General features: G+C 61.5%; 21 protein-coding genes and 3 pseudogenes. 15 read left to right on the forward strand and 9 right to left on the reverse strand.

From position 1 onward, the window contains the following. Positions 1-71: 71 nt before the first annotated feature. The 5 genes and pseudogenes from EC919_RS17185 to EC919_RS17205 form a co-directional block, all read left to right on the forward strand. A pseudogene (locus EC919_RS17185) lies at positions 72-1,448 on the forward strand (M16 family metallopeptidase); the annotation flags it as partial. Then, positions 1,448-2,068, forward strand: coding sequence for a 16S rRNA (guanine(966)-N(2))-methyltransferase RsmD (rsmD, locus tag EC919_RS17190; RefSeq protein WP_065991110.1), 621 nt, complete (start codon positions 1,448-1,450; stop codon positions 2,066-2,068). The pseudogene EC919_RS17185 and the gene rsmD, both read left to right, overlap by 1 nt. Next, positions 2,052-3,068 (forward strand): hydrolase, encoded by a 1,017-nt coding sequence (locus tag EC919_RS17195; protein ID WP_133775620.1) that lies wholly within the window; start codon positions 2,052-2,054, stop codon positions 3,066-3,068. The genes rsmD and EC919_RS17195 overlap by 17 nt, the downstream gene beginning before the upstream one ends. 67 nt (positions 3,069-3,135) lie before the next feature. Continuing rightward, a pseudogene (locus EC919_RS17200) lies at positions 3,136-3,863 on the forward strand (AzlC family ABC transporter permease). Next, positions 3,860-4,183 (forward strand): AzlD domain-containing protein, encoded by a 324-nt coding sequence (locus tag EC919_RS17205; protein ID WP_133775621.1) that lies wholly within the window; start codon positions 3,860-3,862, stop codon positions 4,181-4,183. The pseudogene EC919_RS17200 and the gene EC919_RS17205 overlap by 4 nt, the downstream one beginning before the upstream one ends. A gap of 18 nt (positions 4,184-4,201) precedes the next feature. Here the strand turns inward: EC919_RS17205 and EC919_RS17210 are convergent, their stop codons facing one another. The 3 genes from EC919_RS17210 to EC919_RS17220 all read right to left on the reverse strand — a co-directional run bounded on the left by EC919_RS17210 (position 4,202) and on the right by EC919_RS17220 (position 7,073). After that, positions 4,202-5,056 (reverse strand): sulfurtransferase, encoded by an 855-nt coding sequence (locus tag EC919_RS17210; protein WP_133775622.1) that lies wholly within the window; start codon positions 5,054-5,056, stop codon positions 4,202-4,204. Positions 5,057-5,117: 61 nt separating this feature from the next. Further along, complete coding sequence (locus EC919_RS17215) at positions 5,118-5,804, reverse strand: TetR/AcrR family transcriptional regulator (protein ID WP_133775623.1); 687 nt, start codon at positions 5,802-5,804, stop codon at positions 5,118-5,120. Positions 5,805-5,879: 75 nt separating this feature from the next. After that, positions 5,880-7,073, reverse strand: a complete 1,194-nt coding sequence (locus EC919_RS17220; protein WP_133775624.1) for an MFS transporter — start codon at positions 7,071-7,073, stop codon at positions 5,880-5,882. 146 nt (positions 7,074-7,219) lie between these two features. Between EC919_RS17220 and EC919_RS17225 the strand changes: the two genes are divergently transcribed. From EC919_RS17225 to ggt, 4 genes are all read left to right on the forward strand, one after another. Further along, positions 7,220-8,659: a coniferyl aldehyde dehydrogenase gene (locus EC919_RS17225; protein ID WP_133775625.1), complete on the forward strand. Its 1,440-nt coding sequence runs from the start codon at positions 7,220-7,222 to the stop codon at positions 8,657-8,659. Positions 8,660-8,965: 306 nt separating this feature from the next. Beyond that, positions 8,966-9,445, forward strand: coding sequence for a pantetheine-phosphate adenylyltransferase (coaD, locus tag EC919_RS17230; RefSeq protein WP_065991094.1), 480 nt, complete (start codon positions 8,966-8,968; stop codon positions 9,443-9,445). A 99-nt stretch (positions 9,446-9,544) separates the two neighbouring features. Further along, on the forward strand, positions 9,545-9,796 hold the full coding sequence (locus EC919_RS17235; protein WP_133775626.1) for a YfhL family 4Fe-4S dicluster ferredoxin: 252 nt from the start codon (positions 9,545-9,547) through the stop codon (positions 9,794-9,796). 80 nt (positions 9,797-9,876) lie between these two features. Beyond that, the gene (gene ggt / locus EC919_RS17240; RefSeq protein ID WP_133775627.1) at positions 9,877-11,619 is read left to right on the forward strand and encodes a gamma-glutamyltransferase; all 1,743 of its coding nucleotides are present in this window, start codon (positions 9,877-9,879) and stop codon (positions 11,617-11,619) included. On the opposite strand, the gene EC919_RS17245 is transcribed toward ggt, so the two are convergent. The 3 genes from EC919_RS17245 to EC919_RS17255 form a co-directional block, all read right to left on the reverse strand. Beyond that, positions 11,601-11,936: a multidrug transporter gene (locus tag EC919_RS17245; protein ID WP_065991088.1), complete on the reverse strand. Its 336-nt coding sequence runs from the start codon at positions 11,934-11,936 to the stop codon at positions 11,601-11,603. The two genes, ggt and EC919_RS17245, sit on opposite strands and share 19 nt — an antisense overlap. A 177-nt stretch (positions 11,937-12,113) precedes the next feature. After that, positions 12,114-12,926, reverse strand: a complete 813-nt coding sequence (gene mutM / locus EC919_RS17250) for a bifunctional DNA-formamidopyrimidine glycosylase/DNA-(apurinic or apyrimidinic site) lyase (RefSeq protein ID WP_133775628.1) — start codon at positions 12,924-12,926, stop codon at positions 12,114-12,116. 38 nt (positions 12,927-12,964) lie between these two features. Then, entirely contained in the window at positions 12,965-13,831 is an 867-nt protein-coding gene (locus EC919_RS17255; protein WP_133775629.1) for an HDOD domain-containing protein, read from the reverse strand. Between the two features lie 167 nt (positions 13,832-13,998). Between EC919_RS17255 and EC919_RS17260 the strand changes: the two genes are divergently transcribed. Then, positions 13,999-15,195: a class I SAM-dependent rRNA methyltransferase gene (locus EC919_RS17260; protein WP_074890181.1), complete on the forward strand. Its 1,197-nt coding sequence runs from the start codon at positions 13,999-14,001 to the stop codon at positions 15,193-15,195. Between the two features lie 454 nt (positions 15,196-15,649). Beyond that, entirely contained in the window at positions 15,650-17,497 is a 1,848-nt protein-coding gene (ilvD, locus tag EC919_RS17265) for a dihydroxy-acid dehydratase (protein WP_133775630.1), read from the forward strand. A 145-nt stretch (positions 17,498-17,642) separates the two neighbouring features. Here the strand turns inward: ilvD and EC919_RS17270 are convergent, their stop codons facing one another. Further along, a complete protein-coding gene (locus EC919_RS17270; RefSeq protein ID WP_133775631.1) occupies positions 17,643-18,107 on the reverse strand; it encodes a DUF3429 domain-containing protein in 465 nt (154 codons plus the stop codon). A 142-nt stretch (positions 18,108-18,249) separates the two neighbouring features. On the opposite strand from EC919_RS17270, the pseudogene EC919_RS27900 reads away from it, so the two are divergent. After that, a pseudogene (locus EC919_RS27900) lies at positions 18,250-18,678 on the forward strand (deoxyribodipyrimidine photo-lyase); the annotation flags it as partial. A 103-nt stretch (positions 18,679-18,781) separates the two neighbouring features. Beyond that, entirely contained in the window at positions 18,782-19,519 is a 738-nt protein-coding gene (locus tag EC919_RS27440) for an FAD-binding domain-containing protein (protein WP_243842278.1), read from the forward strand. 44 nt (positions 19,520-19,563) lie between these two features. On the opposite strand, the gene EC919_RS17280 is transcribed toward EC919_RS27440, so the two are convergent. Beyond that, a complete protein-coding gene (locus EC919_RS17280) occupies positions 19,564-20,619 on the reverse strand; it encodes a haloacid dehalogenase-like hydrolase (protein WP_133775632.1) in 1,056 nt (351 codons plus the stop codon). 300 nt (positions 20,620-20,919) lie between these two features. Beyond that, positions 20,920-21,432 carry a dihydrofolate reductase gene (locus EC919_RS17285; protein WP_133775633.1) on the reverse strand — a complete coding sequence of 171 codons (513 nt, stop codon included), beginning with the start codon at positions 21,430-21,432 and terminating at the stop codon, positions 20,920-20,922. Positions 21,433-21,564: 132 nt separating this feature from the next. Here EC919_RS17285 and EC919_RS17290 point away from each other — a divergent pair, with 132 nt between their 5' ends. Both EC919_RS17290 and EC919_RS17295 read left to right on the forward strand, forming a co-directional pair. Next, complete coding sequence (locus EC919_RS17290) at positions 21,565-22,944, forward strand: DUF2868 domain-containing protein (protein ID WP_133775634.1); 1,380 nt, start codon at positions 21,565-21,567, stop codon at positions 22,942-22,944. Further along, positions 22,937-24,322, forward strand: coding sequence for a GTPase/DUF3482 domain-containing protein (locus EC919_RS17295; protein ID WP_133775635.1), 1,386 nt, complete (start codon positions 22,937-22,939; stop codon positions 24,320-24,322). The genes EC919_RS17290 and EC919_RS17295 overlap by 8 nt, the downstream gene beginning before the upstream one ends. The last annotated feature ends 105 nt before the right edge of the window (positions 24,323-24,427 follow it).

Genomic DNA, 24,427 nt, shown 5'->3' on the forward strand with positions numbered 1-24,427 from the left:
TCGCACTCGCCGTGACGTTTGGTCTGTTGGGTGCAGCATCGGCAATGGCGGACACCGCCGCCGATGCCCCGAAAGCCATCGACAAGGCCGCGAGTACACTGGAATCCCTGAAGGAGCTGGACGGTAAAGCGCCGGCTCGCCGCTCGCTGAACATCCAGTCGTGGAATACCGCAAAAGGCGCTCGCGTGCTGTTTGTCGAAGCCCATGAGCTGCCGATGTTCGACATGCGCCTGCTGTTCGCGGCCGGCAGCAGTCAGGATGGCGCCACCCCCGGCATCGCGCTGGTCACCAACGCGATGCTCAACGAGGGCGTCAAAGGCAAGAACGTCAGCGCCATCGCCGAAGGTTTCGAAGGGCTTGGCGCTGATTTCGGCAACGGCTCCTATCGCGACATGGCAATCGCTTCGTTGCGTAGTCTGAGCGCCGCCGACAAACGTGAGCCGGCCTTGAAACTGTTTGCCGAAGTGGTGGGCAAACCGACGTTCCCGACAGACTCACTGGCACGAATCAAAAACCAGCTGCTGGCGGGCTTTGAATATCAAAAGCAGAACCCGGGCAAGCTGGCAGGCGACGAGCTGTTCAAGCGGTTGTACGGCGATCATCCCTACGCGCACCCGAGCATGGGCACGGCCAAAAGCATCGCGCCTCTGACCTTGGCTCAACTGAAGGCCTTTCATGCCAAGGCCTACGCCGCCGGCAACGCGGTGATTGCGCTGGTTGGCGACCTGACACGCGCTGAAGCCGAAGCGGTTGCGTCCCAGGTTTCAGCCGCGCTGCCTAAAGGCCCGGCGCTGGCACAAACCGTCGCACCGACCGAACCAAAGCCGAGTGAAACCCACATCGAGTTTCCGTCCAAGCAGACGCACCTGATGCTGGCTGAACTGGGCATCACTCGAGGCGATCCTGACTATGCAGCCCTGTCACTGGGCAACTCGATCCTCGGTGGCGGCGGATTTGGCAGCCGCCTGATGACCGAAGTGCGGGAAAAGCGCGGCCTGACCTACGGTGTGTCTTCAGGCTTCACGCCGATGCAGGCTCAGGGTCCGTTCATGATCAGCCTGCAGACCCGGGCCGAACTGAGCGAAAACACCCTCAAGCTGGTCAAGGACATCACCCGTGACTTCCTGGCCAACGGCCCGACCCAGAAGGAACTCGACGATGCCAAGCGCGAACTGGCCGGCAGCTTTCCTCTGGCGACTGCCAGCAATGCGGCCATCGTTGGCCAACTGGGCGCGGTCGGCTTTTATAATCTGCCGCTGACCTACCTTGAAGATTTCATGACGCAGTCCCAGAGCGTCACGGTCGAGCAGATCAAGGCCGTAATGAACAAACATCTGGACGCTGACAAGCTGGTGATCGTGACTGCAGGTCCGACCGTCCCGCAGAAGCCACTGCCGCCCCCTACTGACAAACCCGCCGAGCAACCGCTCGGCGTTCCGGAGCACTGATGACCTCGACTTCCAAGCCGCCGCGTATCCACAAAGGGCACAAAATCCACACGGGCCTCGGCCAACTGCGGATCATCGGCGGCGAATGGCGCAGTCGGCGTCTGAGTTTCCCTGACGCCCCCGGTCTGCGCCCAACGCCGGATCGTGTGCGTGAAACCCTGTTCAACTGGTTGGCCCCGTACATCGAGGGCGCGCGCGTCCTCGATCCGTTCGCCGGCAGTGGCGCGCTGTACCTCGAAGCGCTGTCCCGCGGCGCCAGTATGGGCCTGGCGCTGGACACCAACTCGATGGCGATCTCCAGCCTGCGCGAACACCTCGGCACACTGCGCTGCACCGTCGGCAAAACCGCCACCGGCGACGCGCTCCGCCATCTGGAAACCCAGCCGGCCGAACAATTCGACGTGGTGTTCCTCGACCCGCCGTTTCACCAGGACTTACTGATGCCTGCCTGCACGCTGCTGGAAGAGCGCAACTGGCTGGCGGATAGCGCGTGGATCTACACCGAAAGCGAAACCGCGCCGTCGACGCTGGGCATGCCCGCCAACTGGCGCCTGCACCGTGAAAAGAAAGCCGGTCAGGTTCACTACGCGGTGTGGGAACGCAGTGCCGTCGCGAGCTGACCGTCCCGGGTTCGTCCCGGCGTTCGGCCTGGGCAACCCGCACTTGCAGACGCTGTGGGGACCGCTCTGGCGTCCGACCACTCACCTCGAGCGCCGGCGCGAGCGCATCTGGCTGGAAGACGGCGATTTCCTCGACATGGACTGGCACGGCCCCCACGACGCCACTGTGCCGGTCGTGCTCGTGCTGCACGGTCTGACCGGCTCGTCCAACTCCCCCTACGTCGCCGGGCTGCAGCACGCCATGGAAAAACGCGGCTGGGCGAGTGTCGCCCTCAACTGGCGAGGTTGTTCAGGAGAGCCAAACCTGTTGCCCCGCAGCTATCACTCCGGCGCCAGCGAAGACCTTGCCGCGGTGATCGATCACCTGCGCAAGGCCCGACCGTTGGCGCCGCTTTACGCTGTCGGGTATTCCCTCGGCGGCAACATCTTGCTCAAGCACCTCGGCGAAACCGGGCTGGACAGCTACCTGCAAGGCGCTGTGGCGGTGTCGGTGCCGTTTCGTCTGGACGAATGCGCCGACCGGATCGGGCTGGGGTTTTCGAAGCTTTACCAACGCCACTTCATGCGCGAGATGGTCGGCTATATCAAAGACAAGCAGAGACGCTTTCAGCATGAGGGCCTTAGCGATGGACTGGCAGAACTGGCGGCGCTGGGTTCGCTGAAAGACATGCGCACTTTCTGGGATTTCGACGGGCGCGTGACAGCGCCGCTCAATGGATTCGTGGACGCCCATGATTACTACCGGCGCGCCTCCAGTCGGTACTTCCTCGGCGCCATTCGCACGCCAGCCCTGTTGATTCAATCCCTTGATGACCCGTTCGTGTTCAAGCACAGTCTCCCCGAAGCCTCCGAGCTATCGTCCAGCACTGAGTTCGACCTGCAGAAAAAAGGCGGGCATGTGGGTTTTGTCGGCGGGACCATCAGAACGCCGACGTATTATCTGGAGCAACGGATTCCGGCGTGGCTGACGGACGTCCATGGTGCGCAGATAAACCGCTAGCGCCTGCACGATCGTTCAAGACACGTATGCGTCACCCGCTTACCATCGGGACATAAGGAGAAAAACCATGTCCCGTAATCAGTTCTTCGTCCGCGGCCTTCGCGACAGCGTGCCGATGCTGGTCGGCATTGCACCGTTCGGCATTATCTTCGGCACCCTCGCCGGTGTGGGCGGCCTCACGCTCTGGCAGGCGGTGGGCATGTCGATGTTTGTTTACGCAGGATCGGCACAATTTATCGTCATCAGCCTGATGAGCGCCGGGGCCGGGGCGTTGGTGATTCTGTTGACGACGTTCATCGTCAATCTGCGCCACGTGCTGTACAGCGCCACCTTGCAACCGCAGGTTCAGGGTATGCCACAGCGCTGGCGTTTGTTGCTTGCGTTCTGGCTGACGGACGAAACCTTCGCCATCGTTCAACGCCACTACCTGGTTCACGGCCGGACGCCGCTGGCGCACTGGTATTGGCTGGGCGTGGCGAGTTCCCTGTATGCCTGCTGGGTGAGCAGCTCACTGGTGGCGTGCTGTTTGGTCAGGCGTTTCCCGACATGGCGAGTTGGGGACTTGAGTTCGCGATGCTGGCAACTTTCATCGGTATCGTCGTGCCCCTGCTGCGCAACCAGCCGCAGATCGCCGCCGCGTTGGTCGCGGGCGCGGTTGCCCTGCTGACGTGGTCGTGGCCCTACAAACTGGGGCTCATGGCCGCAGCCTTCAGTGGTATCGCCGCCGGCGTGTTTCTGGAAAGACGGCATCCAGAAAAGCAGGACGACATGAATCCGAACGAGGTACGCCCATGACCTACTGGTGGCTGATTCTGGGCATGGCCGCGATCACTTTTCTGATGCGCTACAGCCTGTTCGCCTGGCCAAACCTGCGTTTCCCGCCAGTGGTGCGCCAAGGCCTGCATTACGTACCCACCGCCGTGCTGACGGCGATCGTCGTCCCTGGCATGTTGCTGCCCGACGGCGCGCACTGGCGGCTGTCGCTGGACAACGTCTATTTGCTGGCCGGGGTCATGTCAATTGGCATTGCGGCCATCAGCCGAAGTCTTCTGGCGACCATCGGCGGCGGATTGCTGGTGTTCTTCTTGCTGCGCTGGGCGATGGGCCAGATGTGAGGCACACACGCCGCCACCTCAGTCGCCGGTCGCGAGGCCCCGCTGCGGATCATTGATCCACTCGCTCCACGACCCCGCGTACAGCGCGCCCAACGGATACCCGGCGAGGGCTAAGGCGAACAGGTTGTGACAGGCCGTCACCCCGGAACCGCAATAGGCGACGAGCTCATGGGCAGGACGGCCTTGCAAGGCCTCCGCAAACCGCTGCTTCAGTTGCTCCGCCGGGAGAAAGCGGCCATCCGGCCCGAGGTTGTCAGTGAACGCCGCGCACTGCGCGCCGGGGATGTGCCCCGCAATAGGGTCGATGGGCTCGACCTCACCCCGGAACCGCGCGGGCGCGCGCGCGTCGATCAGCGTCATGCCGGCATCGCCGATGCGGGCCTGCAGTTGCTCGGCCGTTATCACCATTGAGTCATCCGGCACGCCATCGAACGAACCCTCAGGTCGGTGCGACGGATCAAGGCTCAGTGGCAGACCCGCCGCATGCCAGGCCTTGAGCCCGCCATCGAGGACATACACGCCGTCGCGCTTGCCCAGCCACGCCAGCAACCACCAGGCTCGAGCGGCATAAGCACCCGGGCCATCGTCATACAGCACGATATCGCTCTGATTATTCACACCCCAGAACCGCAAGCGCTCGATCAGCGTCTGCGGGTCCGGCAGCGGGTGGCGACCGGTGACACCTTTGGTGATCGCCCCACTGAGATCATTGAGCAAGTCAGCGTAGGAAGCGCCTTCGATATGGCCCTCTGCGTAGCTGCGCTGGCCGTAGTCCAAATCGTCCAGCGACGAACGACAATCCAGTATCACAAGCCCGGGCCGGGTCAGGCGTTCTGACAATTGTTGCGGGCTGATCAATTGCGCGATGGACATGACAGGCTCCTGCAGGCAGTAAAAGGGCGATAAGACAATCGATTGAGACAACCGGGCCGATTCACCCAGCGTCTTCCAGCGCCTTGGCCAATGGCACATAAAACTCCGCGCACAGCGCGTTCACCGCTTCCCGCGCCTGTGGCGTGACGTAGGCCAGTTCCAGCATCAGCACCTGATAGACCCCGCGACGAATCGCGTCTTCATTCAGGTGGGCGGCGTTTTCACGCGTGGTGCACAGAAAACGTACCCATGACGTGAGGATGATCCACGCATTGAGCGTCAGCGATTCGATCTGGACGTCGTCCATGCTCAGAATCTGCGCGTCGACGAAGCCGCTGTAAATGGACATCGCCTTGATCAGGCAGTGTTGGGAAAAGCGTCGGTAACGCACTGCCAGCTCCGGATCGGTTTCAAGCAGATGCTCCAGGTCCCGGTGCAGAAAACGGTAGCGCCACATGCCGTCGATAATTGCCATCAAGTAATGGCGCTTGTCTTCAACCCCCGGCAGACGGCCCTTGGGCGGGTGCAGAAAGCTGTCCACCAGCGTTTCGTATTCAGTGAACAACTCGGCGATGATCGCCTGCTTGTTGGGGAAGTGGTAGTACAGATTGCCGGGCGACATTTCCATGTGCGCTGCGATGTGGTTGGTGCTGACGCTGCGCTCGCCCTGCTGATTGAACAGCTCCAGGCTGCTGTGCACGATGCGTTCACGGGTGTTGATGCGTACGGTTTTGATGCGCGGCGCCATGTTCAACTCGAACGTCGAAACGTAACAGGGATGTGCCGGATCTTAACGCAAGCGTCGGCCCCGTTGCAGACTTCATCACTCCAGGGCGGTCGCCACCCGGAGCCGAGCCACGGCCGCAACGCCAACGCCGAGCACGGCTGCCGCCAGCGCGTTGATTAAAATGACGCCGCGCAGCCCGATCGGCGCCGTCAGCACCCCGACCAGCAGACCGGCCAGCGGTTGCGACAGGTTGTTCAGCAGCGTAATAACGCCCACGGTTTTACCAAAGTCTCGGGCCGGAATGACCCGCTGACGAATACTGCGCATGTAGACGTTGAACATTTTGTCGAAGCCGACGATCAGCAGAAAGCCGACAAGGTAGACCTCGGATGACGCACTCGTGGCGGTAATGAATGCCCCCAGCAGCAAGGCGGTATATGACATCGCACCGAGCAGTTTCAGCGGCAGGCTGACCCGGGCCAAAACAAACAGAATCGCGATGGTCAGCAAGGCACCCACGGCCTGCAGCCCGGCGTAGAAGTCTTTGCTCTCGCCAAACGAGCCGATCACCATGGCGGCGGAGCTGGCCAGGGTGACACCGACGATCAGGTTGACGCCGACCGCCAGCAAAATGATCTTTTTCAGCTCGGCCAATCGGAAAATGTGTCCGAAGGCGATTTTCAACGGCTGCGTCCAGCGGCCTGCGTGCTGATCGAAGCGCTCCAGCGTGACATCGCTCCTGCGTTGCCAGACCCCCATGGCGAGATCCGCCGCAACGAAAACCAGTGCCACACCGACGACGACGCCCCACCACGGGCAGATTTCCAGCGCCAGCGCGGCCAGCAAAGGGCCGAGCACCAGGCCGGTCTGGTCGGCAATCTGAGAGTAGGACAGCGTCTTGCCGTAGCGGTAATCCGGGAAAATATGCGGCATCACCACTTCCCGGGCCATGATCCCTTGGGTGGTCAGGACGCCGCAGATCGCCGACAGCCCGATCAGCCAGCCGATGCCGCCAAACAGCCCGTAAAGCCCCATCGCGACCAGACAGATCAAAGCGCGGTAAACCTGACTGATGTGCAGCAGCCGGATGGGCGAGTACTTGTCGCAGAGCGCGCCGCAAATCGGGAATGCCAGAAAGCGAGGCAACGTTTCGGCAAAGAACGCCAGCCCCGCGAGGGACGCACTATGGGTGGTCTGGAAAACAATCAGCGGTACCAGAAACAGCAGAACCTGATCGGCGAGCCGCGAGAGAAAAAGGGATAGAAAAAACGCCAGATAGTCCGTGCGCATTGAGACTCCGTGTCAGGTGGTGCGGGGCGGCAGTTCAGTTTTTGCCAGGACAGTCTGGCGTGCGCCTGCGAGCAAATGCAAGGCCCGTTGACTTCGTAGAGCAATGACTCTAAAAGCACTGCATAACTTCAATAAGGACCGCTGCGATGCCCGTCGAATCCAATCTTCTGCCCTGTGCAGACGACGCTCCCTCCCTGTACATCCATCTGGAGCGGGTATTCGACGAACAACGCCGCGCGTTCGCCGCCAATCCGATGCCGGCGTTGCTAGAGCGCAAGCAATGGCTTGACCGTTTACACGCGCTGCTCAGCACGGAGCGCCAGGCGATCATCGACGCGATCAGCGCTGATTTCAGCCACCGCAGCGCCGATGAAACCCTCCTCGCCGAACTGATGCCTTGCCTGCACAATATCCGCCACGCCCAGCGTCATCTGAGGAAGTGGATGCGGCCTTCACGCCGAAGTGTAGGCATGGCGTTCCAGCCCGCCAGCGCGAAAGTCATTTACCAGCCACTGGGCGTGATTGGCGTGGTGGTGCCGTGGAATTACCCGCTGTTCCTGGCCATCGGGCCGCTGGTGGGCGCGTTGGCGGCGGGTAACCGTGTGATGCTCAAGCTCAGCGAATCCACTCCCTCCACCGGTGCTCTGTTGAAAACCCTGCTGGCGCGGGTGTTCACGGATGATCACGTCGCCGTTGTGCTGGGTGATGCGGACGTCGGCGTGGCCTTCTCCAGGCTGCCGTTTGATCATTTATTGTTCACGGGCGCCACCAGCGTCGGGCGGCATGTCATGCGCGCGGCGGCGGAAAACCTGACGCCGGTGACGCTGGAACTGGGTGGCAAATCCCCCGCCATTGTGTCCCGCGACGTGCCGATCAAGGACGCCGCCGAACGCATCGCTTTCGGCAAAACCCTCAACGCCGGACAAACCTGCGTGGCGCCCGACTACGTGCTGGTGCCCAAGGATCGCGTTGACGATTTCGTCGAATCCTACAAGGAAGCGGTTACACGCTTTTATCCGACACTGACGGATAACCCGGATTACACCGCGATCATCAATCAGCGGCATGTCGCGCGGCTGAATTCATACCTCGCCGATGCGCAAGCCAAAGGTGCCCGGGTAATTCAGCTGTTCGCCGAGGGGCACGGCCGCAGGATGCCGTTCAGCCTGATCCTTGATGTCAGCGACGACATGGTGATCATGCAGGACGAGATCTTCGGACCGCTGCTGCCGGTCGTGCCTTACGGACAGATCGAGCAGGCGTTCGCCTACATCAATCAGCGCCCCAGACCACTGGCGCTGTACTACTTCGGCTACGACCGGCATGAACAGAACCGCGTGCTGGAGCAGACGCATTCGGGCGGCGTCTGCCTGAATGACACCCTGATGCATGTCGCCCAGGACGACTTGCCTTTCGGCGGCATCGGCGCATCGGGCATGGGCCATTACCACGGGCACGAGGGTTTTCTGACGTTCAGCCACGCCAAAGGCGTATTGATCAAGCAACGTTTCAACGCCGCACGCCTGATCTACCCGCCCTATGGAAAGGTAATCCAAAAGCTGATTCAGAGACTGTTCGTGCGCTGACACGTATGCGAATGCTCACTGACACAACGCGCTTGGCCTGCGGGGCTGTCTGTGGACCGTTGTGGGACCGGCTTTAGCCGGGAAGGCGTCAAGCGTCATACCGCAGAATTGAGGGTGGCCACACCGGCCTCTTCCCGGCTGAAGCCGGTCCCACTATCTGAACGCGGTCATCCTGTAGGACTGGCTTTAGCCGGGAAGGCGTCGAGCGGCACACCGCAAAGCACCACTGCACGCTTCGGCAGCTTGGCCGGGTCAGCGTGCTGCGCTAACATCCAGTCCCCAACGAACTCCGACCAGGACGACGCGATGAACCGAGTGTTGTACCCCGGCACCTTTGACCCAATCACCAAGGGTCATGGCGATCTGGTCGAGCGCGCCTCGCGCCTGTTCGATCAAGTGGTCATCGCTGTCGCCGCCAGCCCGAAGAAGAACCCGCTGTTCCCGCTGGAACAACGTGTCGCCCTTGCCCGTGAAGCGACCAAACACCTGCACAACGTGGAAGTCGTAGGATTTTCGACGCTGCTGGCGCACTTCGCCCAAGAGCAGAACGCCAACATCCTGCTGCGAGGCCTGCGCGCGGTGTCGGATTTCGAGTACGAATTTCAACTCGCCAATATGAACAAGCAACTGGCTCCCGACATAGAAAGTCTTTTTCTTACGCCGTCCGAACGCTATTCGTTCATTTCATCTACGCTGGTCAGGGAAATCGCAGCGCTGGGCGGCGATATCACCAAGTTCGTACACCCCGCCGTGGCCCAGGCGCTGAGCGAACGCTTCAAAGCCTGAGCCCTTGCGTCGAGGTAAGGTGCATACCGAGCGCTAATGCGGCACAATTCGCCGCATTCGTTTTGATATGCCCCGGTGTCGACCGTGGCAGGAGTATCCATGTCCCTGATCATCACCGACGATTGCATCAACTGCGACGTCTGCGAACCCGAGTGCCCGAACGAAGCCATTTCCCAGGGTGAAGAGATCTACGTGATCAATCCCAACCTGTGCACTGAATGCGTCGGCCACTATGACGAGCCGCAGTGCCAGCAAGTCTGCCCCGTGGATTGCATCCCGCTGGATGAAAACCACGTGGAGAGCAAGGACGAGCTCATGACAAAGTACAACTTGATCACCAGCAGGGCATAACCAAACGACTATCCTGTCGGCATACGTGCTTTCGCCGAAGACACTGGCTTATAACGCCTGTTGAATTGAGCGAGATACGCATGATCTCTATGCTGGAACGGATACCTGTTTTTTCAGGCGCAGTATTTCTGCTGTGCGCTTTTTCGGCCAAGGCCAGCCCCGATCACCCTGATCAGGCCGCCATTGCCAGCCCGCACCCCATTGCCACCGCCGCCGGCCGGGAAATCCTGGTCGACGGCGGCAACGCATTCGATGCCGCTATTGCCATCAGCGCAACCCTCGCCGTCGTTGAACCTTACGGGTCGGGCCTCGGCGGCGGCGGGTTCTTCCTGCTGCGCCAATCCGGCGACCCCGTTCAGTATCAGTTTCTGGACGCACGCGAAAAAGCGCCACTCAAATCCAAACCCAAGATGTTCCACCGCAACGGCATCCTCCAGCCGGACCTGTCCCTGAACGGACCTCTCGCGGCCGCCATTCCGGGGCTTCCTGCTGCGTTGGTCGAACTGGCCGAACGCTATGGCCGATTGCCGCTTTCGATCTCGCTGGCGCCGGCGATCCGGGTCGCCTACCGCGGCTTCAAGGTGGACAGCGTTTATCGCGAGCGCGCCAGTTGGCGGCTGTTCGCGTTGCGCAACAACAAGGAGAGCGCGCGCCTGTTCCTGCGCAACAACGACGTGCCGAACCTGGGTGACGTCATTACCCAGCCGGAGCTGGCGCAGACGCTCGAACGCCTTGCCGACAATGGCCGCTCAGGGTTCTACAGCGGCCTGGTGGCGCAGGCGATGGTCAGTGGCGTGCGTCGCGCCGGGGGCGTCTGGAATTACCACGACTTTGAAGAATATGAGGTCATCACGCGCACGCCTCTGCGCGTCCAGATGGCCGATCAACGGGAGCTGATCAGCGCACCGCCGCCCTCGGCAGGCGGCATCGCTCTGGCGCAGAGCCTGTTCATGTTGCAACAGCTGCCGTGGCGGGAGTCAGAGAAAATCCAGCGGGCGCACTTTGTGATCGAGGTGCTGCGCCGCGCTTACCGTGATCGCGTGTTGCTGGGCGATCCGGATTTCGTGCCCAACCCGGTGGCTCAACTGCTTTCCACTGACTACTTGCTGCAGCTGACCACCAGCATCGATCCCCACCGCGCCACGCCCAATAACACCCTGCCCCCCGCGCCGCGTTGGCGTGAGGGCGACAACACCAGCCATTTCGCCGTACTGGATAACCAAGGCAACGCCGTGACGGCGACACTGTCGCTAAACCTGCCGTTCGGCTCAGCGTTTACCGTGCCCGGCACCGGGATCCTCCTCAACGATGAGATGGACGACTTTGCTATCGACCCCAAAGGTCAGGGCAATTCGGCCTCAGCCGGCGGTCACGCCAAAACCATCGAGCCGGGCAAGAGGCCCCTGTCGAGCATGAGCCCGAGTTTCATCGAAGGCCCGCAATCGCTCGCCGCGTTCGGCACGCCGGGCGGCAGCCGCATCCCGAGCATGGTGCTGCTGTCGATGCTGCAGTACCTGGACGATCAGCCCGTTGCCAGCTGGGCAGCGACGCCGCGCTATCACCACCAGTACACGCCGGATGTGGTCGAGTACGAGCCGGGGACATTCACGGAGCAGGAACTGGCCGACCTGCGCGAGCGCGGTTACGCGCTGAAGGAGACAGCGAAGGATTTCGGCAATCAGCAGGTGCTGTTGTGGCACAAGAACAGTGCCCGGGTCGAAGCGGCCAGTGACCCGCGTGGCATTGGTGTTTCAACGACCTTCAAACCCGATGGCGCGCTGAAGCTGATGCGTACCTGCGCGGATCAGTCCTGTTTGCCGTAACCGTCGCCGGTGCAGCCCAGGCAGCGAACGAATGCCGCCTTGCCCGGATCTACCACCAGCGCCTTGCCGGTGCGGCCAATGCCGCCGCCTGCAGCGGTGAACGGCAGTGCAACCACAAACAACCCGGCGCCAATGATGGTGGCAGCGATGAGAATCGGCCGCGCAATCAGCAGGTCGCCGATCATCGCGTAGGCGGGAGGGCTTTCGATTTCGTAGACGGGATCACCGCTGCCGGTCGCGTCCTGAGCCAGCGCAGGCGTGAATTGCAAGCCGAAGAACACGGCCAGGGTGGCAGCAAGCATGCGAAACGGGCTCATGGCATGGTCCTTCAGGCTAAGGCAGATATGAAGCTGTTCACTATAAACAGGGCGAGGGCTTACGCAAGGGGCGGCGTGTCTCACTGACGACACACGCCCTGTAGGAGGGTTCGGATAAACCATGGGGATCGCAGGGCGGTGTGTAATTGCGGCGGACAAAGCTGCTTCTATCGGCAACTACTTCTGGCACTTGGGGCAGTAAGCGCTGGCTCGCTGACCCAACTTCACATCTCGCAACGTGGTCCCGCACACCTTGCACGGCTGCTCGCCGCGGCCGTATGCAAACAATTCCTGCTGGAAGTAGCCGGGCTGGCCGTCCCCGCCGATGAAATCACGCAGCGTCGTGCCGCCCCGCTCGATGGCTGCAGCCAGGATGCGTTTGATTTCAATCGCCAGCTTTATATAGCGCGCCTTGGAAACACTCCCGGCGGCGCGGCGCGGATCAATGCCGGCGGCGAACAGTGCTTCGGTCGCATAGATATTGCCGACGCCCACGACGATCGCGTTGTCCATGATGAACGGCTTGACCGCCATCGCCCGGCTGCGGGACAGCTCGAACAGCCGCAGTCCGTCGAACACGTCCGTCAGCGGTTCCGGCCCGAGGCGCGCGAGCAATTCGTGGTTGAGCGGATCGAGGCTCCAGAGCATGGCGCCGAAACGCCGAGGGTCGGTGTAGCGCAAGGCCAGGCCTGACTCGAGCTCGATGTCGACGTGCTCGTGCTTGAGCGGCGGCAGACCGGCATCCACCAGGCGCAGATTGCCCGACATGCCAAGATGGCTGATCAAGGTGCCAACCTCCGCCTGGATCAGCAAATACTTGGCACGTCGCTCGACGGCCACGATTTTCTGCCCCGACAGGCGCACGTCAAGGTCTTCGGGGATCGGCCAGCGCAGGCGCCGATCACGAACGATCACGCGGCTCACGCGCTGGCCCACCAAATGCGGTGCGATGCCCCGACGGGTGGTTTCGACTTCAGGTAATTCAGGCATGGGGCCGCTCGATGAAGGGTGAGGTCAGGCGCGCAGGGTCAGTGCGCACTCAGCTCACGAATACTTTCTTTGAGGTTTTCGAAGTCGTAGCCGGACAAACCGACGTAGTCGAGGACCAGATGACCAATGCTGTTCCACTCGTGGTCGACAGGCTCGTTGCCCAGAACGCGGTGGGATTCGCAGACATGCTCGGCCATTTTCAAGATGGCCAGCATGTTTTTCAGCGGCGCATTGCGACCCGAGTCGTCCTGAAAAATCGCCAGCGCATTGTGGTGATTGGCAATGGCGTTGCTGACATGTTCAGGCAAACGCCAGGACTTGGCGGTGAAATAACCGACAACGGCGTGGTTGGTATTCAGCAGCCTGTTCTCGGTGTCGACCACACGGCACTCAGCGGTGGCGTTGGAATAGGCTTCTTCGAGCACGCTCATGTAATCAGGGAACCGCTTGATCATCAGCGGCACGCCGCAGTCATGAAACAGACCCAGCGCGTAGGATTCGTCGACTGTTTGCGAGCCGATGCGCTTGGCGATCGTCAGACTGGTCATCGCCACGTCCTGGGCGGTGTCCCAGAAACGGTTGAGCACGACGATGGTTTCGTCGCTCATCTCGCCCTTGATCGACTGCGCGTTGATCAGGTTGATGACCGAGCGACTGCCGAGCAGATTCACCGCCCGCTGAATCGAGGCGATTTTATTGCTCAGGCCGTAATGGCTGGAATTGACGATTTTCAGCAGCGCGCCGGAGAGCCCCGGATCCTGGGCGATCAACCGGGCGATGGCACCCAGGTCAGGGTCGGGCATGTACTGCTCCATCTGCAAATCAACCATGATTTGCGGCTGGGGCGGAACGCTGATGCCTTGTAACGCCTGCTGGATCTGCTCGGACGTAAGCTCTTGGGACATAACTTCACACTCGGGGTCAGGCCACGATTCTAACCCCTCGCGGCCATGCGTCGACAACTGGATGACGATTCAACGGATCCGACGGACAGCCAGACGGTAATCGAGCACGGCGCGCCCGCCAGCCGGTTGACGCGCTATACTCCCGCTCTTTTTTCCGGAGCGACGTCATGTCCCTGCCTAGCTTGCGCCTCAAGCCCAACGCCGATCGCCGTTTGCGCAACGGTCATTTGTGGGTCTACAGCAACGAAATCGACGTCGCTGCCACCCCGCTCAACGGCTTTGCTCCGGGCGCTCAAGCCATTCTGGAAGCTGCGGGCGGCAAGCCGCTGGGCATCGTGGCAATGAGCCCGCAAAACCTGATCTGCGCACGTTTGCTGTCCCGCGACGTCAAGCTGCCCCTCGATAAATCGCTGCTCGTTCATCGTTTGAATGTCTGCCTGTCGCTGCGCGAGCGTCTGTTCGACAAGCCGTTCTACCGCCTGGTCTACGGCGACTCGGACCTGCTGCCGGGTCTGGTGGTGGATCGATTTGGCGACATTCTGGTGGTGCAGCTGGCGTCAGCGGCCATGGAGCAGCTCAAGGACGACGTGCTCGCAGCGCTGATTCAAGTGATCAAGCCAAGTGGCATTCTGCTCAAGAACGACTCCGCTGCTCGCGACGCCGAAGGGCTGAACCGCTACGTTGAAACCGCGTTCGGTCTGGTGCCGGAGTGGGTCGCGCTGGAAGAAAACGGCGTGAAGTTCGAAGCGCCGGTGATGGAAGGCCAGAAGACCGGCTGGTTCTACGATCACCGCATGAACCGCGCGCGCCTGGCGCCGTACGCCAAGGGCAAGCGCGTGCTGGATCTGTTCAGCTACATCGGCGGCTGGGGCATCCAGGCCGGTGCGTTCGGCGCCAGCGAAGTGTTCTGCGTCGATGCTTCTGCCTTTGCGCTGGACGGTGTGGAGCGCAATGCGGCACTGAACGGTTTCGCAGAGAAGGTCACCTGCATCGAAGGCGACGTGTTTGAGGCGCTGAAGGAGCTGAAAGCGGCTGAGGAGCGTTTCGACGTGATCATCGCCGATCCGCCCGCGTTCATCAAACGCAAGAAAGATATGAAAAACGGCGAAGGCGCCTACCGCCGCCTGAACGAGCAAGCCATGCGTCTGCTCAGCAAGGACGGCATTCTGGTCAGCGCTTCCTGCTCGATGCACCTGCCGGAGGACGACCTGCAAAACATCCTCCTCACCAGCGCCCGCCACCTGGACCGCAACATCCAGTTGCTCGAGCGCGGCGGCCAGGGCCCGGACCACCCGGTCCACCCCGCAATCCCCGAAACACGCTACATCAAAAGCATCACCTGCCGGTTGTTACCCAACAGCTGATGTGGCGCCTGGACTGACGCCTTCGCGGGCAAGCGCGCTCCTACACCGACCGCGCAGGCCCGCGACGTTTCCGTTGTCCGCGTTGTCCGCGTTGTCCGCGTTGTCCGCGTTGTCCGCGTTGTCCGCGTTGTCCGCTAGACGATGTGGCCAGCAGAAGACGCGGTCAACTGTAGGAGCGCGCTTGCCCGCGAAAAGCCCTGAAAGTCACCAGAGCACCCGAATCAGCCCTGAGACCTGACAGCCGCCACTTCCCACCATTCCCTCCCGCCCCCACAGGTGTAGAATCACCGCTATTCATCGCCAGTCATCCCCGGCGGGTTTATGAGCTCAGGCTGGGCGTACGGTGATCCCGTATCGTTCGGTTTCTTCGCTGCATCCGGTCACTGCCTTTTGCACACGACGTCACTAGAAGCTCACTCCCTTCCTCATTCAGCCGATTAGCCGGAGTGTTCCAATGCCTGATTACCGTTCGAAAACGTCCACCCACGGCCGCAATATGGCCGGCGCGCGCGCTTTGTGGCGTGCCACGGGCATGAAGGACGACGATTTCAAAAAGCCGATCATCGCCATCGCCAACTCGTTCACCCAGTTCGTGCCGGGCCACGTCCACTTGAAGGATCTGGGTCAGCTGGTGGCGCGCGAGATCGAAAGAGCAGGCGGCGTCGCCAAGGAATTCAACACCATCGCGGTGGATGACGGCATCGCCATGGGCCATGACGGCATGCTGTATTCGCTGCCAAGCCGCGAGATCATCGCCGACTCGGTCGAGTACATGGTCAACGCCCACTGCGCCGATGCCATCGTCTGCATCTCAAACTGCGACAAGATCACCCCCGGCATGCTCATGGCTGCATTGCGCCTGAACATTCCGGTGATCTTCGTATCCGGCGGTCCGATGGAAGCCGGCAAGACCAAGCTCGCGAGCCACGGCCTGGATTTGGTCGACGCCATGGTCATTGCCGCCGACCCTACCGCCTCCGACGAGAAAGTCGCCGAGTACGAGCGCAGCGCTTGCCCGACGTGTGGTTCGTGCTCCGGGATGTTCACCGCCAACTCGATGAACTGCCTGGTTGAAGCCCTTGGCCTTGCGCTGCCGGGCAACGGCTCGACGCTGGCGACTCACTCCGATCGCGAAGAGCTGTTCCTGCAGGCCGGCCGCACCATCGTCGACCTGTGCAAAACCTACTACAAAGATAACGACGACTCGGTGCTTCCGCGCAACATCGCCAACTTCAAGGCTTTTGAAAACGCGATGACTCTGGACATCGCCATGGGCGGTTCGACCAACACCATCCTGCATTTGCTGGCCGCTGCTCAGGAAGCCGAGATTGCATTCGACCTGCGTGACATCGATCGCCTGTCGCGCCGCGTGCCTCAGCTGTGCAAAGTGGCACCGAACATCCAGAAGTACCACATGGAAGACGTCCACCGCGCCGGCGGCATCTTCAGCATTCTGGGCTCGCTGGCCCGTGGCGGCCTGCTGCACACCGACTTGCCGACCGTGCACAGCAAATCCATGGAAGCAGCCATCGCCAAGTGGGACATCACCCAGACTGACGACGAAGCGGTGCATCACTTCTTCAAAGCGGGCCCTGCCGGTATCCCGACCCAGACGGCCTTCAGCCAGTCGACCCGTTGGGAAACCCTGGACGACGACCGCGAGAACGGCTGCATCCGCAGCGTCGAGCACGCCTACTCCCAGGAAGGCGGCCTGGCCGTGCTGTACGGCAACATCGCAGTGGACGGCTGCGTGGTGAAAACCGCCGGTGTGGACGAGTCGATTCATGTGTTCGAAGGCAACGCCAAGATTTTCGAAAGCCAGGACAGCGCCGTGCGCGGCATTCTGGCCGACGAGGTGAAGGCCGGCGACATCGTGATCATCCGTTACGAAGGCCCGAAAGGCGGCCCGGGCATGCAGGAAATGCTGTACCCGACGTCGTACCTGAAATCCAAAGGCCTGGGCAAAGACTGTGCGCTGCTGACCGACGGGCGTTTCTCGGGCGGGACCTCCGGCCTGTCCATCGGCCACGCTTCTCCTGAAGCCGCAGCCGGCGGCGCAATTGGTCTGGTGCGTGACGGCGACAAGGTACTGATCGACATTCCGAATCGCTCGATCAATCTGATGATCGACGACGCAGAAATGGCAGAACGTCGCGCCGAGCAGGACAAGAAAGGCTGGAAACCTGTTGAGTCGCGCCCGCGCAAAGTGACCACCGCCCTCAAGGCCTACGCCCTGCTGGCAACCAGCGCCGACAAAGGTGCCGTGCGTGACAAGGCGATGCTGGACAAGCTGGTGCCGTAAGCATCACCCCGCACTGAAAAACACCCCGCATGTCGGGGTGTTTTTTTGTCTGCCAGCCGCTTAGAGGAGGTAAGGCTCGAACATGCGTTCAACCTCCAACCCGGGCCTTCAGTTTCGCCGCCAACAGAACCGGACACGGGCGGTTTCATGCGCCAATGGCCACAGTGATCGCCCCCAGCAGCAGGCAAAGACTGGCGACCAACGTTAAACGCAGACGCATCGGCAAATACCAGTCGGGCAGTGTTGCGGCTTTCACCAGACGTCGGTCCTGCCAGTAGTGCGCGACGAAACCGAAAATCAACAGCAAAAGCCCCAGTGGTGCCGGCAATAACAGAGCAGGCCAGGCGATCAGCGCCGGGATGACACTCCAGATGAACCGCCCGCGACACTGATCGGCATCCAAGCCTTGCAGGGTCATGGCAAACCCCCAATGCAGCGCGCCCACAAAGCTCAGGATCACGGCTCCGTAAGCGACCAGCGCTTGCGTCAGGAAAGGGCGGTACTGGACTGAAAACAGGATCAGCAACAGCAGCCCAACGAACGGCAGCAGACCACCATAGCCCAGCAGGGCGACGTACCTTGGCGACGAAGACAGCGACAACGCTTTCATTTAAGTCCCTTCCAGTCTTTTACTTGCAAGACTATGGCTCAAAAGTGCAATCCTGTTTAGCTTCTCTTCGCTCGACCGGAAAAAGGACCGCGTCCTGTACCCACTGATCAAGGCCTTGATCCATAGACGCTGAGACTTTCACATGAATACGTTGATCTATTGGTTTCGTCAGGACCTTCGACTTGCCGACAACCCCGCGTTCACTCAGGCCTGCGAGCAGGCTCGCCTGTTGCTGCCGGTGTATTGCGCGCCGACAGCGGGTCCAACGCAGTGGGGATTCGAGCGCATTGGCGCCCATCACCAGTATTTCGAGCAATCAGCGGTCAGCGCACTGGCCGAGCAGTTGCGCGTTCGCGGCAGTGGGTTGATGCAGATTGGAGGTGATCCGGTTGAGCGACTTGTCGCCTTGGCCCACGATCTGGGTATCGATACGATCGTCTGCGAACGCATCGCGGCGCCGGAAGAGGAGGCTGAAGTTCACGCCCTTCGAGCCGCAGGATTGACCGTGGAAGATCACTGGCAGTCGACGCTGTTTTCGCCGGATGAGTTGCCGATGGCGGTCGAGGAACTGCCTGATGTGTTCAGCAGCTTTCGGCGTCTTGTGGAAAAAGCCCACTCTGCACCACGTGTCGTCGTACCGACGCCAATGACAATTCCCTGCGCTGCCCCAAGGCTTGAGCCTCGAACCGGTCACGCTGCACGCGCCTGCACTTCTGGATTCCCGCTCGGCATTTCCGTATCAAAATCAGGCTTACCACGGCGGCGAGCAGACGGCTATCGAACATCTGCAGCAGTATTTCCGCCGGGGTCTGGCGAACAGCTACAAAGCCACGCGCAACAACCTGAGCGCAGTAGACGACTCGACCAAGTTTTCGCCCTGGCTTGCGCGGGGTTCGCTGTCAGCACCGCAGATTGACCAGGCACTGAAGGCTTTCGAGGCCGAATACGGTGCCAACGACAGCACGTACTGGATTTATTTCGAGTTGCTGTGGCGCGATTACTTCCGCTTGCTGCACCTGAAATATGGTCGTCTGCTGTACCGCGCCAGCGGCCTGAAAGGTGGCAGCGAACCGGGCCACAACCCGCAGGGGTTTGCGCGCTGGTGTCGGGGTGAAACCGGAGAGGCATTGATTGACGCGGGTATGCGGGAATTGGCGGCGACGGGGTATTTGTCCAACCGAATGCGCCAGATCGTCGCCAGTTACCTGATCTTCGATCTCAAGGGCGACTGGCGCGCCGGGGCTGCGTGGTTCGAGGCGCAGCTGGTGGATTACGACGTCTACAGCAATCAGGGCAATTGGCTTTATATCGCCGGCTACGGAACGGACCCGAGGGGCGGTCGGCGCTTCAACACCACGAAGCAGGCTGACGAACACGATGCCGACGGCGCGTACCGCAGGTTATGGGCCTGACAGAGCGCGGCACGGCAAATCACCGTGCCACGCGATGAGACGGCTTACTGAATGTCTTCCGGCTTGACGATCACCCAGTTCTTGTCCGCCGTGACGGGCAAGCCCTCTTTGGCCTGAGCCTCGGCGTTGGTCTTCATCATGCCGTTGAGCTGAGTCATGTATTTGTCCTTGCGATTGATCCACAGATGAACGCCGCCTTTGCTGACGTCGACGCTGTGGAACAGCATGTAACCGTCGCTGGTAGGGGTGTCGCCGCCCACCAGTACCGGTTTTTTCCACTGATCGATGTAGGTCAGAATTGCCGCCTGCTTGCCGGCCATCCACGTCGCCGGGGTCCACAGGTAAGGCGTCAGCTCCAGGCCGAGGTTGGCTTTCTCGTCATATTTGCCGGCGGTGATCTGCTTGCGCGCAGTGGTCAGTTCGCCTGTCTCGCGGTTCTTCAGCAGCGTGGTCACACCGATGACGTTCTGCGGCTTTACGTTGTAGCCGTACTTGGGATCTGCGGCGACCATGCGCACCAGCTCTTCGGAGGCCGCGGTCATGACATAGACCTCGATGCCGTTTTCCATCAGCTTGTTGTACAGCTCGGCCTGCCCGGTGAAGACCTTGGGCGGCTGCACTTCGATGGTCTTGACCACGTCGCCTTCGTAATACGTACTCGGCACCGGTTTGCCCGAGGCCATCAGTTCGTCGACATAGCCTTTGAGTTCTTTGAGGGTGAAGCCGGAAAACACCTGCGCGACCCACGGGTAGCAGACCATGTCGTCGATTTCGCAAAGCCGGTAGTAATAGCTGAACAGGCTTTCCTTGTGGTCGGCGGTGTCCTTGAACGGGATGAGCTTGAGGGAAGGATCGAGCGTGTCGCGGGTGATCAGCCCCTTGTTTTCCATGAACGGCAGCAACGACTCTTCCAGGTCGTAGCGGTAGCTGGTGTTGTCCATGTCGAAAACGGCAAAATTACCTTTGTTGGCATTGGCCGCAATCATGGCGTTGAGCTGTTTGGCGGCGGGCGCGGGCCAGTGGGTCAGCTCGGTGGCCAATGCCTGTCCGGCAAGCCCGACACACAGTGCGGTGGCCAATAATGTTGGTACGAATTTCATGGTGATCTCCTCCCCCTTTTTTGGTTCGAGGAGGACCGTAACAAAAAGCCATGACTGTTTGGATGCGTCAGCGACAGCGTCTGTTCTGATGGCGTCACCTTGGTCATCATTCGCGACAGATGACATGAAAACGACGGATTTGTGACAGGGCTGACCCTTCTCAAACCTGAGCCGGCTTGCTGGTGAGCGCGCCGTGTCAGGCGATTGATGGATGGCAGACACAACGCATTCGCGGGCAAGCGCGCTCCTACAGTTGACCGCGTTTGCCCTGTAGGAGTGAGCTTGCTCGCGATAGCGATATCAGGCCCGCTCCCAAACCTCGAAACTGTACGCAGGCTTGTCATCCAGCGCCGGGTTTTCTGTATTCGAAACCAGCGTCCACTGGCCCTCGTCAAACTCCGGAAACAACGCATCACCTTCAGGACTCAACGCCACGCGAGTGAGGTACAGGCGGTCAGCGTGCTCAAGGGCCTGGCCGTAAAGCTGGGCGCCGCCGATCAGCATCACTTCGCTGACACCCTGCTCGGCGGCCCACTCTTCAGCGCGATCCACCGCCGCTTCCAGAGAAGTGAAAACCTCGGCGCCCTCAAGCTGCAAATCCTGCTGGCGCGTGACCACCAGATTCAACCGGCCTGGCAGCGGACGGCCCAGCGAATCCCAGGTCTTGCGACCCATGATGATCGGCTTGCCCAGCGTGGTCGCCTTGAAATATTTGAAATCCCCCGGCAGGTGCCAGGGCATGGAATTGTCGACGCCGATGACCCGGTTTTCAGCGAGTGCGGCGATCAAGCTCAGGGGGAGATGTTTTTTCATGGCGCGAGGATATCAGAGCGCCCTGCCCCAGCACATTCGCTCGCCACGCGGTCCAAGCACCGATACCCGTTCGCTGCGCGATCGCAGCCACACCGGTTATGCTCACCCACGACTTTACCGACGAGACGCCGCGTGACTGCACTGACTCCCCTTGATGAACTCTGGCTGACCGAAGCCGTGCGGCTGCGTGAAGAACACGCGGGCGCGCTTGAAGATGAGGAAGCCACCCGCCGCGCACGCGCCAGCGGGGGCGACCTGCAAACCCGGATCAAACACCGCGCCCTGTGGCTTGCCGAACGTGACGGCATGCTCAAGGCCCTGCACCACTGGAAACAAGGCGCACGCCTTGCGCTGATCGTGCTGGCGGTGTTCGCGGTGGTCAGCGGCGCCGGACTGGCGTTCGCTGCGCTAGGCGACGGACAGACGCCCGTAAATGTGTTCTGGGCGCTGGGCAGCCTGCTCGGGCTTAACCTGATTCTGCTGGCAAGCTGGGCCATGGGCCTGCTCTTTGCCGGAGAAAGCACCGCCGGCCTCGGTCGCCTCTGGATGTGGCTGAGCGAGAAACTGGCGCGCGACGCCCAAGCCGCGCAACTGGCCCCCGCGCTGATTTTGCTCCTGCAACGCAGACGTCTGAATCGCTGGGTGCTGGGAATCTGCGTCAATGGCCTGTGGCTGCTCACCCTGCTCAGCGCCTTGACGCTGCTGCTGTTGCTGATGGCGACGCGGCGCTACGGCTTCGTCTGGGAAACCACCATTCTAGGCAGCGACACTTTTGTCAGCCTGACCCGAGGCCTGGGAGCGATACCCTCGCTTCTCGGTTTCAGCGTGCCGACCGAATCGATGATCCGCGCCAGCGGAGACACTGCGCTCGCCATCGAAAACGCCCGTCAGGCCTGGGCCGGATGGCTGGTCGGCGTGCTGGTGGTGTTCGGCATTCTCCCGCGCCTGTTGCTAACGGCGCTGTGTTACCTGCGATGGCGCGTGGGTCGACAAAGGTTGGCACTGGATCTGAGCCATCCCGGTTTCGTCGAGCTGCGCGAGCGCTTGATGCCCAGCAGTGAACGGCTGGGCATCAACGATGGAGCGCCCCCTGAGCTTCACGCGGTCACCTCCGGTCCGTCGGCGAACGAAAGTCAGGGCGCGCTGCTGGTCGCCATCGAGTTGGACAATCAGCAGCCGTGGCCGCCCGAGCTTCCCGACAGCGTGGTGAACGCCGGCATTCTCGACTCCCGGGAATCACGGCGTACGCTGCTCGACCAATTGACCCGCTATCCGCCTGCGCGACTTGCCATCGCCTGTGACCCACGTCGCTCGCCGGACCGCGGCAGCCTGGCGTTGATTGCCGAACTCGCGCGGTGCGCCACCGCGACGCGCATCTGGCTATTGCCTGCCCCCGCCGGACAGGCGCTGGACGCCGACCGACTGGAAGATTGGCACACGGCGTTGCAGCAGCTTGAACTGCACTGGACCGACAGTGCGCCAATGACCTGGCTGGAGAGCGGACATGACTGACAAGGACGCGATTCGACCACTGAAACTGGCCGTGGTTGGGCACACCAACGTCGGTAAAACGTCGCTGTTGCGCACGCTCACCCGCGATGTCGGCTTCGGCGAAGTCTCCCACCGACCGAGCACCACCCGACACGTCGAAGGCGCGCGATTGTCGGTGGACGGCGAGGCACTCCTGGAGCTGTACGACACGCCCGGCCTGGAAGACGCCATCGCCCTGCTTGATTATCTCGAGCGACTGGACCGACCCGGCGAACGCCTTGATGGGCCGGCGCGGCTCGGACGCTTTCTTGAAGGCAGCGAGGCGCGCCAGCGTTTCGAGCAGGAGGCCAAAGTGCTGCGCCAGCTACTCGCCTCCGACGCCGGTCTTTACGTAATCGACGCGCGAGAGCCGGTGCTTGCCAAGTACCGCGACGAGCTTGCCGTGCTCGCCAGTTGCGGCAAACCGTTGCTGCCCGTGCTCAATTTTGTCAGCAGTGCGCAGCAGCGTGAACCCGACTGGCGTGAAGCGCTGGCGCGTCTTGGCCTGCATGCGCTGGTGCGTTTTGACAGCGTCGCCCCGCCCGAAGATGGCGAACGCCGTCTCTATGAAAGCCTGGCCCTGTTGCTGGAAACCTCACGGGGAAGACTTGAGCGTCTCATCGCAGATCAACAGGCCCAGCGTGACGCCCGCAAGCAAAGCGCAGCCAGGCTGATCTCCGAACTGTTGCTGGACTGCGCGGCCTGCCGCCGAAGTGTTGCGACGGATTCCGGTCAGGTGCAGGTCGCCATCGATGATCTGCGCAAAGCCGTGCGCCAGCGCGAACAGCGTTGCGTCGAGTCGCTGCTCAAGCTCTACGCGTTTCGTCGTGAAGACGCCTCGGCCAGCGATTTGCCGCTGATGGATGGCCGCTGGGGGGATGATCTGTTCAATCCCGAAACCCTGAAGTTGCTTGGCGTGCGCGTGGGCGGCGGTATCGCTGCGGGTGCGGCGGCAGGTGCCGGGGTGGACTTGCTGGTCGGCGGCATCACACTGGGTGCGGCGGCACTGGTCGGCGCGATTGCCGGCGGCGCTCTGCAAACCGCGCGCAGTTACGGCGGCCGGCTGATGGACAAGTTCAAGGGTCAGCGCGAACTGACTGTCGACGATGCCGTGCTGCGACTGCTGGCGCTGCGCCAAAGGCAACTGCTGCAAGCGCTGGAGGTGCGCGGCCATGCCGCAATGGAGAGCATCAAACTCACCGCGCCCCTCGACAAGACCTGGCGCGAAGGCAAGCTGCCGGAAGCGCTGAATAAGGCGCGAGCGCATCCGCAATGGTCGTCGCTGAATCCGGGGGCAAAGCTGAATCAGAGCGAGCGCCAGGAGCAAGTCGAGGCGCTGGCGAAGACCGTGCTGGTCTGAATTGGGCCGCAGGAATGATCTGCCGGGCGGCAGCCGACAGTCGCTTCAATGATTTTGCGGTAGGGGAATTGCGCGCGGACCGGTATGATCGCGCGCCCGATACAC

It is taken from the genome of Pseudomonas graminis (assembly GCF_004364335.1).
Lineage (GTDB): Bacteria > Pseudomonadota > Gammaproteobacteria > Pseudomonadales > Pseudomonadaceae > Aquipseudomonas > Aquipseudomonas graminis_D.